We start from the raw sequence: 11,826 nt of genomic DNA, 5'->3' as shown, positions 1-11,826 counted from the left end.
CCAATGTCGGAAGACGAGGCTTTGCTTAAGCTCGGCACGTCGACAGAAGCATCCAAGAAGAACTCTGTCGCCTGACGATCATCCAGGCAAGGTCCCATCGATGAAAAGAGCTGTTCTTTCCCGGCGCATGGTCTGTGCGCTGATGCTGACCACGCTGAACCTGACCACGATTCCCGAAGCCTTCGCCCAGGCGGCCTCGCCCGATGCCATCGTCGGCAAGTGGGAGGCCGATGACGGGACGGTGCGGCTCGACATGTTCCGGGCCGGCGCCGCGTATCAGGCCCGCTTCCTCTACGGGAACGAGGTGGTCGAGGCCGACGGCGTCACCCTGAAGAACGATGCCAAGAATCCCGATCCGGCCCTGCGGAGCCGTTCCCTGAAGAACATCGTCTTCATCACCGGCCTGCGCTACGCGGACGGCGAATGGACCGGCGGCTCGATCTACGACGCCTCCTCGGGCCGCACCTACAACGCCAAGGCCGAGATGCAGGGCGGCAAGCTGCACCTGCGCGGCTTCCTCGGCGTCTCCCTGCTCGGTCAGACCCGCGTGTTCCACCGCATGCCGTAAGGGCGCGCCGGCCGGCTGGCGCCGATCCACCGAGGATTGGCGCCTTTCGCATCATCCTTGTCGGTTTTCGCGAATGCGCTGTCGTGCGCCGGGGCCTACCCTATGCGCATGTTGAGGAGACAGTGATGGATCGTACAAGCAACAAGGTCGCCCTGGTCACCGGGGCCTCGTCCGGGATCGGCGAAGCCACCGCGCTCAAGCTCAAGGCGCTCGGCTACACGGTGTTCGGGGCCGCGCGGCGCGTGGACCGGATGCAGAGCCTCGCCCGGGCCGGCATCCAGGTCCTCGCCATGGACGTGACCGACGAGGCCTCGATGCAGGCCGGCGTCGCCGAGATCGTGGCCAAGGCCGGCCGCATCGACGTGCTGGTCAACAATGCCGGCTACGGCTCCTACGGGGCGGTCGAGGACGTGCCGCTCGCCGAGGCGCGGGCCCAGTTCGACGTGAACGTGTTCGGTGCCGTGCGGCTCACCCAGCTCGTGCTGCCCCAGATGCGGGCGCAGCGGGCGGGCACCATCGTCAACATCACCTCCATGGGCGGCAAGATCCACACCCCGCTCGGCGCCTGGTATCACGGCACCAAGTTCGCGCTGGAGGCCATCAGCGACTGCCTGCGGCTGGAGGTGCAGCCCTTCGGCATCGACGTGGTGGTGATCGAGCCCGGCGGCATCAAGACCGAATGGGCCGGCATCGCCGCCAACAAGCTCCTGGAGACCTCCGGCCGGGGCGTCTACGGCGCGCAGGCCAAGGCCATGGCCGAATCGATGGTCGGCGAGGCCAGCCGCAAGCGCCAGTCCCCACCGCAGCTGATCGCCGATACGATCGCCACCGCCGTCACCGCCCGCCGGCCCAAGACCCGCTACGCGGTCGGCTTCGGCGCCAAGCCGATGATCTTCCTGCGCCGCTTCCTGTCGGACCGCGCCTTCGACGGGTTCATGCGCATGGCGACCGGCATCTCCCGCGCCGCCGCCTGATCGGAGGGACCGCCATGATACCAGCCGACCGGTGCAAGGTGCCCGCCGCCTTCTGGCGGGCGGTCGCCCAGATCGGCATCCCGCCGGCCGCCCTGCTGCGTCAGGCCCGGCTGCCGGCGACCCTGCATCTCGAGGGGCAGTCCCTGGTCACGACGGCGCAGTTCTTCGCCATCTGGCGGGCCCTCGAGGCGCTGGCGGACGACCCCGCCCTCGGGATCCGGTTCGTGGCCGGGGCGGCCACGGCCGCCCATCCGCCCTCGAGCCTCGCCGCCTTCCACGCCCGCGACTATCGCGACGGCCTGCACCGGCTCGCCCGCTTCAAGCGCCTGTGCACGCCGGAGCAGTTCCACATCGTCGAGGGCGCCGGCGAATGCCTGATCACGAATGCCTGGTTCTACGCCACCGAGCCTGAGCCGGCGATCGCGACGGACGTGGCCTTCGCCACCCTGGTCGAGCTCGGCCGCCGCGGCACCGGCCTGCACCTGACGCCCCTGCGGCTCGACCTCCAGCGCCCCGGCCCCGGCCATGACGCGCATCGGCAGTATTTCGGCTGCGAGATCCGCTACGGCGCGCCGCGCAACGCGCTGCTTCTCAAGGGGGCCGACCTCGATCGCCCCTTCCCGGGCCACAACCCGGAGCTCCTCGACATGCTCACGCCGAGCCTGGCCTCGGCCCTGGGCGAGCTGGAGGCCCGCAGCTCCCTCTGCGCGCAGGTCAAGATCGTGCTCAAGCGCAGCCTGGCCAGCGGGCGGCCGGAGCTCGCCGACGTGGCCCGCGAGCTGGGCACGAGCGAGCGCACCCTGCAGCGGCGCATCACCGAGGAGGGCCGCACCTTCCGCGAGATGCTGGTCGAGGCCCGGCAGGAACTCGGGCGCCAGCTCCTGGCCGATCCGGCCACCGACATCGACGAGGTCGCCTGCCTGCTCGGCTACCAGGATACCAGCTCGTTCTACCGGGCCTTCCGGGACTGGGAGGGCGTGACGCCGAGCCGCTGGCGCGAGCTGAACGGCCGGGGCGGCGCCGGGCCGGGGCGGCCGCACGCCCTCCACTGAGGGGCGGCCCGGGGCGGTCCCCACGGGACCGTCCCCATGGCGGGAGAGCCCCTCATTGGCGCTCTCCGCCAGACAACTGGCGCCCGCCGTCACTCTCAAGGGTGGGCCGGCGGCCTATCCCTGACCCTGCAGATCCTTCCGCTGCCCTTCTGCGAACAGGTTGGAACAGGGAGTTCCCATGACCGAGAAAGTCTGGCTCATCACCGGTGCCTCCCGCGGCTTTGGCCGCGTCTGGGCCGAGGCGGCGCTCGCGCGCGGCGACAAGGTGGCGGCCACCGCCCGCTCGGCGGCGAGCGTCGCCGATCTCGCGGAGCGCTACGGCGACGCCGTGCTGCCGCTGGCCCTCGACGTGACGGATCCGGACCAGGTCGGCCGGGCCGTCGCGCGGGCGCATGAGCGCTTCGGGCGGCTCGACGTGGTGGTCAACAATGCCGGCTACGCCCTGGTCGGGGCCATCGAGGAGACGTCCGAGGCGGATGTCCGGGCCGAGTTCGAGACCAACGTCTTCGGCGCGCTGCGCGTCCTGCAGGCGGTGCTGCCCTACCTGCGGGCGCAGGGCAGCGGCCACATCCTCGGCGTGTCGAGCGTCGCTGGGCTCGTCGCCAGCCCGGTCATCGGCTTCTACCACGCCTCGAAATGGGCGGTCGAAGCGCTCCACGAGAGCCTGGCCCACGAGGTGAAGGGCTTCGGCATCAAGGTCACGCTGATCGAGCCGGGCGCCTACGCCACCGAATTCGCCGGGCCGTCCTCCCTGAAGCTCGCCGCCGGGATCGAGGCCTATGCGCCGCTGCGGGCCCAGATCTTCGCCGGCGCCGCCCATGTCGAATTCGGCGATCCCCGGGCCACGGCGGAGGCGCTCTTCCGGATCGTCGACGCCGAGACCCCGCCGCTGCGCTTCTTCCTGGGCACCGAGGGTCTGCCGGTCGCCCGGGCGGCCTATGCGGAGCGCCTCGCCACCTGGGAAGCCTGGGAGGCGGTTTCCAACGCGGCGCAGGGCCAGTCGACCCGGCACAGCTTCAGCGCCTGACGGGCCTTGGGCGGACCCGGCCTCCGGCCCGGGTCCGCCCCGCGATCCGGGGCCGGAGGGCCGGCAGACGGCCTCCGCCTCGGCCTCATTCCTCTCCCTCAATCCCATGGCCGCGCCGCCGGGCGCGGGCCGATCGGAGCTTTGCGTCATGGTCTGGCTGATGCGTTCGGAGGCGGGGGCTGTCGCGGCAGGCGGCTTCGCCGATTACGTGCATTTCTTCCGGTCTTGGGTGGCGGCCCCCTTGCGCGTCGCCGCCGTCGCCCCGTCCGGCGAGGCCCTGGCCCGCCTCATGACCGCGGAGCTGTCCGCCAAGGACGCGCCGGTCCTCGAACTGGGGCCGGGGACCGGGGTGTTCACGCGCGCGCTGCTCGACCGCGGCCTGGCCGAGAGCGACCTCACCCTCGTGGAATTCGGTTCCGATTTCGCGCGGACCCTGCAGCTGCGCTTTCCCGAGGCCCGGGTGCTCTGGATGGATGCGGCGCAGATCAGGGGCAACGCCGCCTTCGAGGGGCAGGAATTTGGCGCCGTCGTCAGCGGCCTGCCGCTGCTCTCGATGCCGCCGCGCAAGGTCTTCGCGATTCTGGCGGGCGCCTTCGCCCTCCTGCGCAGCCAGGGCGCCTTCTACCAGTTCACCTACGGGCCGCGCTGCCCCGTGCCGCGGCCGATCCTGGACCGCCTCGGCCTCAAGGCCCGGCGGATCGGCGCGACGGTCTCGAACGTGCCGCCCGCGGCGGTCTACAAGATCACCCGGCGCAAGCCCCTCGCGGGCGGGGCGCCGGCCTTCGACTGAAGCGCGGGGCATCGCGGTGGGCGCGGGGATCGTTCGGGAATGAGAGTGCTGCTGCTCGGCGCGACGGGGCTCGTCGGCCGCCATGTCCTGGAGCGGGCGCTGGCGGATCCGCGGGTGACGGAGGTCACCGCTCCGGGGCGGCGCGCGCTTCCCCCGCATCCCAAGCTGCGGGCGCCCCTCGTGGACTTCGAGGCGCTGCCGGAGGCCGCCAGCTGGTGGCAAGCCGACGCCGCCCTCTGCGCCTTCGGCACGACGATGCGCGTGGCAGGCTCAGAGGAGGCCTTCCGGCGGATCGACCACGGCTATCCCCTGGCGGCTGCCCGGCTGGCCCGCGCCCACGGCACGCCGTGCTTCGTCCTCAACTCGGCCCTCGGCGCCAATCCCGCCTCACGCTTCTTCTATCCCCGGGTGAAGGGCGAGCTGGAGCACGCCATCGAACGGCTGGGCTTCCCCTCCCTGACGCTGGTCCGCCCCGGCCTGATCGGCGGACAGCGCGCCCAGCCCCGTCTCGGCGAGCAGATCGCCGCGCGCGTCTTTGGCGCGCTCGATCCGATCCTGCCCGCCAGCCTGCGGATCGCCCCGGCGGATACGATCGCCCGCGTCATGCTCGACAGCGCCCGGGCCGCGCTTCCGGGCTGCCATGTGGCCTCGCTCCATGGGGAGAAGCGGACTCCTGCGGGCCGGACGCGCCCCTGATACCGAAGCGCTGCGTCGCCCGATCGGGGGCCTCGCCGCGCGCACGATCCCGCTTCGTCCAAGGCGAGAGGGCCCAGGAATCGGTCTTCGTCGGAAGCGCAAGAGCATATTTTTGTTCTTGATTGCTCTCGTTGCGGTGGCATTCTTCCATCGAATGCAGCCCACGCGAAAGATCTCGACCATGAGCATACGGATCGTGCTTGCCGCCCTCGCCGTGACGGCGGCAACGGCAAGCCCCGCTCTGGCGCAGGGCGCCGACGCGGAATCTCGGATGCGCGCCGCCGCTCCGACCCTTCAGGGCCAGAAGGCCTGGGATTTCCTCGCCTCCTCCCCTGCCGCGAATCCCCGCGACCCGATCGTCAAGGGCGCCGATTCCGTCCGGGCGCGGGGTTCCGTCGAGCGTCCGGCGCGATAGCACCGTTCCCGGGTCCTGCGGCGGTGCCGGCTGGCATGACCGGACGCGGCGAGAGTCCTTGCTGAGGCGAGACGGCAACAGCTGTGCCGTTCCCATCCCGGCCTGATTGACCGCCCCTGGCCGCGGTGAGAGGAATGGGGCGACGGTTCCCCTCGGGGATCAAAAGGGAACGCGGTGAGGGGTTCGCTCTGAAGCCGCGGCTGCCCCCGCAACTGTGAGCGGCGAGCCTTCCGCCACCATGTCACTGGATGAGCCTCATCCGGGAAGACGGTGAGAGGGCAGCGACCCGCGAGCCAGGAGACCTGCCGTCAGTCGTGGTCACACGCGAAACGCGTCGGGCGGGGTGTCCTGGCGGGTGTCGAAGGTCCGCCATTCCTGCGAGGAGGCGGTGACCCGAGGCCTCGTTCGCGGTGACGTGCCACTGCCGTTGCCCGAGGCTGCCGTCCCGTGTTGTCCCTTCCTTCCGCGCGCCGGAGCGCGCTGGCCCTGTCCTGCGCGCTGTCCGCCCTCTCGACCGCGCCCGTCCTCGCCCAGCAGAGCGCGACGCCCTTCGCCGATGCGCCGGCCGCTGCCGCCCTCGAAGAGATCTCCGTCAGCGCCACCGGTGTGCCGACACCGACGGCGCAGGTCGGATCGAGCGTGACCGTGCTGACATCGCCGATGCTGGAACAGCAGCAGCGCCGCACCGTGCCGGATGCCCTCCAGCAGGTGCCGGGCCTCAACGTCGTTCAGACGGGCGGCCCCGGCGGCCAGACCTCCGTCTTCATCCGCGGCGCCAATTCCAACCACACGAAGGTGCTCATCGACGGCATCGACGCCACCGATCCGTCGAACGGCAACGGCTCCTTCGACTTCGGCCAGCTCCTCACCGACGACCTCGCGCGCATCGAGGTGCTGCGCGGGCCGCAGAGCGGCCTCTACGGCTCGGACGCCATCGGCGGCGTGATCGCCTTCACGACGAAGCGCGGGGAGGGGCCGGCCCGCACCTCGCTTCGGGTGGAGGGCGGTTCCTTCGGTACCTTCAACCAGAGCGGCCGGATCAGCGGCTCGGAGAACGGCTTCGACTACGCGGTCACGATCGCGCATGTCCGAGCCGCCGCGACCCCCGTCACGCCGCGGGACCTGGTGCCGCTCGGGCGCCCGGTCCATCCGAATTTCTACGACAACGAGACCGTCTCGGCGAAGCTCGGCTACCAGTTCACCGACACGTTCCGTATCAATTCGGTGACGCGCTTCATCAATGGGCGTCTGCTGTTCACCGGCGACGATCTCAGCACCTTCCCATCGGCACCGGCCGCGTTCCGCAGCGAGGCCGCCGTCCAGCAGATCTTCACCCGCAACGAGGCCGAGTGGACGCCGTTCGCCGGCTTCCACAACCTCTTCGCCATGAACTACTCGAACCTGTTCAACCGCCAGCAGGGGCCGCTGGACCCGCTCGCGACCCCCGACGCGACCACGGGGCTCGGGGAGCGCACGCGCTACGAGTATCGCGGCGATGTTCTGCTCTCCCCCGGCAACCTGCTGCTGTTCGGGGTGCAGCGCGACGAGGAAAGCCTGTTCACGACCACACCGGGTTCCGTGCCGGATTCCCTGCGCGCGCGGAACGGCAACACGGCGGGCTATGGGGAGGCGCAGCTGACGCCCTTCGCGCGCGCCTTCCTCGTTGCCAATATCCGCCACGACGAGAACGACCAGTTCGGCGCGGCCACGACCTTCCGGGTGGCGCCGAGCTACATTCTGCCCCTCACCGAGACGCGCCTGAAGGGAAGCGTCGGGACCGGCTTCAAGGCGCCGACCCTGAGCCAGCTCTACCAGGACTTCCCGGCCTTCAACTTCTTCGGCAATCCGAACCTGAAGCCCGAGGAGAGCCTCGGCTACGATGCCGGCATCGAGCAGCCGCTCGGCGACCGGGTCCTGGTCGGCGCGACCTACTACCGCAACGACTTCACCAATCTCATCACGACGAATGCCAGCTTCACGTCCAACGAGAACGTCGGGAAGGCCGAGTCCTACGGTGCGGAAGCCTTCGTCTCGGTCCGGTTCTCCGAAACGCTCTCGGGCCGCGTCGATTACACGAACACGGTCACCAAGAACGAGATCACCGGCCAGGAACTGCTGCGTCGGCCCCGCCACAAGGGCAGCGCCACCGCCGCGTGGACGCCCCTGCCGGGTCTGACCGTCAGCGGCACGGTGATCGTGCTCGGCCACTTCGTCGACGGCAACCGGGACTTCTCCGTGCCGCGGCTGAAGAATCCCGGCTTCACCCTCGTCAATCTCGCCGTCAGCTACGACGTCAGCGAGGGCGTGAGCGTGTTCGGGCGGATCGATAACCTGTTCGACCGCCGCTACGAGAACCCGACCGGCTTCCTCGGGCCGGGCCTCGCCGTCTACGGTGGCGTGCGCCTGACCAGCTTCTGAGGTGACGATGCCGTCACGCAGCGCGCTTCTGCTCGCGGCCTGCCTGGCCGCCCTGCCCGCGCCGCGCGCCGCGGATGCGGCGGCAGCGCCTTTGCGCGTGGTCTCGATGAACCTGTGCGCGGACGAGCTCGTCCTGCGGCTGGCCGACCGCGAGCAGGTCCTGGCGGTCACCGTTCTGGCCGCCGATCCGCGCGGCTCGACGGTGGCGGCCGAGGCCGCCGGGCTGCCGGTGGCGCGCGGCCTGACCGAGGAGGTCGTCGCCCTCCGGCCCGACCTCGTCATCGCCGGCGCCTTCACCACGCGCGCGACGGTCGCCATGCTCAAGCGCGTCGGCGCGCCGGTGCTCGAGCTCGGCGTGCCGGCCGATCTCGACGGGGTGCGCGCGCAGGTCCGGCAGGTGGCGGCGGCCATAGGCCATCCCGAGCGGGGCGAGGCGATGGTCGCGGCGCTCGAGGCCCGGCTCGCCTCCGTCCCACCGGCCACCCGTCCCCTGCGGGTCCTGGTCATGCGGCCGAACGCCTTCACGGTCGCGCCCGGCGGCCTCGGCGACGCCCTCATCCGCGCCGCCGGCCTCGTCAACGTCGCGGCCGAGATCGGTCGCGACCGCTTCGGTCAGGTCCCCCTCGAAGCGGCCGTGCTCGCGAAGGCGGACCTGATCGTGGTCGACGAGACAGGCACGGGCGCGCCCTCGCTCGCCGACGCGCTCCTGCAGCATCCCGTGTTCCGGGCGCTCGCACGCACGCAGCGGGTGGTCGCCATCCCGAACCGCTTCTGGACCTGCCCCGGCCCCCAGGTGGCGGAGGTCGTGGCGCGGCTGGCGGCCGCCGCGAACGCACAGGCTGCCCGCCCATGAACGCGCCAGTCGTGAACCTCGCCCATGCCGCCCCGCCGCGACTCGGCATGCCGCGTGCCCGCCGGGCGGTCATCGCTCTCCTCGGCCTCGCCGTCCTCGCCCTGACCTTCGCCTCGATCGCCATCGGCTACGCGCCCTTCGACATGACCGCCGCCTTCGCGGATCTCGTCGCGGGCCGGACCACGCTCCCGGCCCTGGTGCTGTGGGAGCTGCGGATCCCGCGCGCCCTGCTCGGCGGCCTCGTCGGGTTCAGCCTCGGCCTGACCGGGGCCGCGATGCAGGGCTACCTGCGCAACCCCCTCGCCGATCCCGGCATCCTCGGCATCTCCTCGGCCGCCGCGCTCGGCGCCGTGATCGTGTTCTATGGCGGCCTCACCGCGTCCCTGAGCCTCGCCCTGCCCCTCGGCGGCATCGCCGGGGCGGCCGTCGCGGCCCTTCTCCTGAGCGCCCTCGCCGCCCGCGGCAGCAGCACGCTCGGCCTGATCCTGGCCGGAATCGGCCTGTCGAGCCTCGCCGGGGCGCTCACCGCGCTCGCCCTCAACCTGTCGCCGAACCCCTATGCCGCCCTGGAGATCGTGTTCTGGCTGATGGGCTCGCTCGGTGACCGCAGCATGGATCACGTCCTCCTCTGCCTGCCCCTGATGGCGGTCGGCTGGGGCCTGATGTTGTCCACCGGCTCCGCCCTCGACGCCCTCACCCTCGGCGAGGATACCGCTGCGAGCCTCGGCTTCGGCCTCCTCTCGGTGCGCCTGCGCCTCGTCACCGGGGCGGCGCTCGCCGTGGGCAGCGGGGTGGCGGTCTCCGGCGCCATCGGCTTCGTCGGCCTCGTCGTGCCTCACCTGATGCGGCCGTTGGTCGGGGCGCGGCCCGGCGCCGGCCTGTTGCCGAGCGGACTCGCCGGGGCCGTCCTGGTCCTGGCCGCGGATATCGGGGTGCGCCTGCTCGCCACCCGGCCCGAGCTCAAGCTCGGGGTGGTGACAGCCCTGATCGGCGCGCCTTTCCTGATCGGGCTGCTCCTGAGGAACCGCGGGAGGGGGGCATGAGCCTGTCCGTCACGAGCCTCTCCGCGCACGCTATCCGGGTGACGCTCGAGGGCCGGACGATCCTGTCGGAGATCGATCTCGCCCTGGAGCGCGGGCAATTCGTCGGGCTGGTCGGCCCGAACGGCGCCGGCAAGACCACGCTCCTGCGGGTCCTGGCGGCGCTGATCGCCCCGGCGGAAGGCCGCGTCACCCTGGAGGGTCGGGCGCTGGCCGGCATGAGCCGCGACGAACGCGCCCGCCGCGTCGCGGCCCTGTTCCAGGGCGCCGGCGTCGGGTGGCCGATGAGCGTGCGCGAGATCGTGGCCCTCGGCCGGCTGCCGCATCGCCGCGCCTTCGCCGCCCTCTCCGAGGCCGACGAGGCCGCCATCGCGCGGGCCATGGCGCGCACCGATGTCGGTCACCTCGCCGGTCGGCCCGAGCCGACCCTGTCCTCCGGCGAGCGCATGCGCGCGCTGCTCGCCCGGGCGCTCGCGGTCGAGGCCGCGTGGCTCCTTGTCGACGAGCCGGTCACGGCGCTCGACCCGGCTCACCAGCTCGACGCCATGGCGCTGCTGCGCGCCGCCGCGCGCGATGGGGCGGGCGTGGTCGCCGTCCTGCACGACCTCGCCCTGGCCGCCCGGTTCTGCGACCGGATCGTGGTGCTGTCCTCCGGCCGGCTCGTCGCGGACGGCCGGCCGGAGGACGCGCTGACCGATGCCCTGCTCGCCCGCGTGTTCGGCGTGACGGCGGAGCGGGGCCAGGCCGCGGACGGAACCCGATACATCCTGCCCTGGGCGCGGTCCGGGGCCACCAGGGGGACGAGCGATGACGCCATCATCCCAGGCTGAGGCGGTCACCGCCCTCCTGCGCGAGGCCCTGGCCGATCCCGGCACCGCCTGGAGCCTCGGCAGTTTCGGGGCCATCGCCGAGTTCATGCGCGATCCGGACGAGGCGGTCACGGCCCTGCCGGACGACCGCATGGGCCTGGCGACGGAGCGCGGCGCCATCGCCCTGACCGCCTGCCCCGGCCTGCGCCCGGTGGCCTACGAGACCGCGGTCGCATCGGGCTGGAACCAGGCGATCGCCCTGTGCCTGCCGGAGGCGGCCTGCGCCATGAGCCGGCGGCGCGTGGTGACGGAGCTCGGTCCCGACCGGGAGGCGGCCCGCCTCCAGGACCGCGACGCCATCCTGTTCGATCTCGGCCTCGACCTGCGCGCGGTCGATGCCTGTGTGCGCACGAACGACGCGCACGCCATCGCCTGCCTCCGGTCGGGCGTCGGGCAGCCCCTGTTCGACGCCGCCAACCCGATCGGACGCCAGCTCGTCGCGATGAGCCCCCACCGGGTGTTCCTCGCCCGGGTCGGTCGCATCGAGGTCTATGCCCCGATCCCGGGCCCTGGCGGCATCAGCCCCGAGGGACCGCACACCCACGTTCTCCCGAAGCTCCTGCGGAGCGGCCGCACGCATGCGGCGACGACGCCGATCCCGGCGGGCTTCGTCCCCTGCGCCGGCCTCCACCCGGCCCACCCCTACAAGGACATGCTGGGCCGGCGGATCGCCTTCGACGCGGCCCGGCACGCGGCCTTTCAGATCCTGCTCGACCGTTGGGGCGATCCGGAGCTTCTCGCGGTCAAGCGCGGCGGCGCTCTCGGCCCGGACAGCCCCGTGTCGAGCCGCCACGCGCAGGCCGCGCGGCGCGTGGCCGAGGCCCAGGCGCGCTCCCTGCGAGGGGAGATCATCGAGGGCGCCGCCGACACCGACGAGGACGAAAACGGCACCGGTTAGAGCGCCCTCCGCCGAAGGGGAGGGCGGTTCACGCCCGAACGCGACCGGCCTCCTCGCCCGGTGGCAGCCTAAGGCAAGCCGGCCCGCCATGCCGAATCGCGCAAAGGGCGCCTTTCGGGCTCGCGGCACGAGCGCGGTCTCGAACGTCAGGTTTGCGTCGCGGCCTCCCCATCCGGCGGAGAAGGAATTTTGGGACGGGCTGCCCCGATTTTGGTCTTGAAAGTCA

At 72.0% G+C, this 11,826-nt stretch carries 12 protein-coding genes and 1 riboswitch; all 12 genes read left to right on the top strand.

Going from position 1 to position 11,826, the window contains the following annotated elements; translation table 11 throughout:
• The first annotated feature begins 100 nt into the window (after nucleotides 1-100).
• The gene (locus tag MMB17_RS03185) at nucleotides 101-568 is read left to right on the top strand and encodes a DUF2147 domain-containing protein (protein WP_238311966.1); all 468 of its coding nucleotides are present in this window, start codon (nucleotides 101-103) and stop codon (nucleotides 566-568) included.
• Nucleotides 569-693: 125 nt separating this feature from the next.
• A complete protein-coding gene (locus MMB17_RS03180; protein ID WP_238311965.1) occupies nucleotides 694-1,542 on the top strand; it encodes an oxidoreductase in 849 nt (282 codons plus the stop codon).
• Between the two features lie 14 nt (nucleotides 1,543-1,556).
• Nucleotides 1,557-2,594: an AraC family transcriptional regulator gene (locus MMB17_RS03175; RefSeq protein ID WP_241101051.1), complete on the top strand. Its 1,038-nt coding sequence runs from the start codon at nucleotides 1,557-1,559 to the stop codon at nucleotides 2,592-2,594.
• 178 nt (nucleotides 2,595-2,772) lie between these two features.
• Entirely contained in the window at nucleotides 2,773-3,621 is an 849-nt protein-coding gene (locus tag MMB17_RS03170) for an SDR family oxidoreductase (RefSeq protein ID WP_238311949.1), read from the top strand.
• A gap of 148 nt (nucleotides 3,622-3,769) precedes the next feature.
• Entirely contained in the window at nucleotides 3,770-4,411 is a 642-nt protein-coding gene (locus MMB17_RS03165) for a class I SAM-dependent methyltransferase (protein WP_238311948.1), read from the top strand.
• 39 nt (nucleotides 4,412-4,450) lie between these two features.
• Nucleotides 4,451-5,107 carry a Rossmann-fold NAD(P)-binding domain-containing protein gene (locus tag MMB17_RS03160; RefSeq protein WP_241101050.1) on the top strand — a complete coding sequence of 219 codons (657 nt, stop codon included), beginning with the start codon at nucleotides 4,451-4,453 and terminating at the stop codon, nucleotides 5,105-5,107.
• A gap of 181 nt (nucleotides 5,108-5,288) precedes the next feature.
• Nucleotides 5,289-5,522: a hypothetical protein gene (locus MMB17_RS03155; RefSeq protein ID WP_241101049.1), complete on the top strand. Its 234-nt coding sequence runs from the start codon at nucleotides 5,289-5,291 to the stop codon at nucleotides 5,520-5,522.
• 126 nt (nucleotides 5,523-5,648) lie between these two features.
• Nucleotides 5,649-5,846: riboswitch (cobalamin riboswitch) on the top strand.
• Between the two features lie 123 nt (nucleotides 5,847-5,969).
• The gene (locus MMB17_RS03150) at nucleotides 5,970-7,940 is read left to right on the top strand and encodes a TonB-dependent receptor plug domain-containing protein (protein WP_420847323.1); all 1,971 of its coding nucleotides are present in this window, start codon (nucleotides 5,970-5,972) and stop codon (nucleotides 7,938-7,940) included.
• A gap of 7 nt (nucleotides 7,941-7,947) precedes the next feature.
• Nucleotides 7,948-8,793: an ABC transporter substrate-binding protein gene (locus MMB17_RS03145; RefSeq protein ID WP_241101048.1), complete on the top strand. Its 846-nt coding sequence runs from the start codon at nucleotides 7,948-7,950 to the stop codon at nucleotides 8,791-8,793.
• A complete protein-coding gene (locus MMB17_RS03140; protein WP_241101047.1) occupies nucleotides 8,790-9,836 on the top strand; it encodes a FecCD family ABC transporter permease in 1,047 nt (348 codons plus the stop codon). Before MMB17_RS03145 ends, MMB17_RS03140 begins: the two co-directional genes overlap by 4 nt.
• On the top strand, nucleotides 9,833-10,663 hold the full coding sequence (locus MMB17_RS03135; RefSeq protein WP_241101046.1) for an ABC transporter ATP-binding protein: 831 nt from the start codon (nucleotides 9,833-9,835) through the stop codon (nucleotides 10,661-10,663). The genes MMB17_RS03140 and MMB17_RS03135 overlap by 4 nt, the downstream gene beginning before the upstream one ends.
• Nucleotides 10,641-11,600 carry a DUF6925 family protein gene (locus MMB17_RS03130; RefSeq protein ID WP_241101045.1) on the top strand — a complete coding sequence of 320 codons (960 nt, stop codon included), beginning with the start codon at nucleotides 10,641-10,643 and terminating at the stop codon, nucleotides 11,598-11,600. The genes MMB17_RS03135 and MMB17_RS03130 overlap by 23 nt, the downstream gene beginning before the upstream one ends.
• The last annotated feature ends 226 nt before the right edge of the window (nucleotides 11,601-11,826 follow it).

The organism is Methylobacterium organophilum (assembly GCF_022533465.1).
Classification (GTDB): Bacteria; Pseudomonadota; Alphaproteobacteria; order Rhizobiales; family Beijerinckiaceae; genus Methylobacterium; species Methylobacterium organophilum.
Note: the sequence above shows the minus strand (reverse complement) of the source record. Positions and strands in the feature narration are given on the sequence as shown.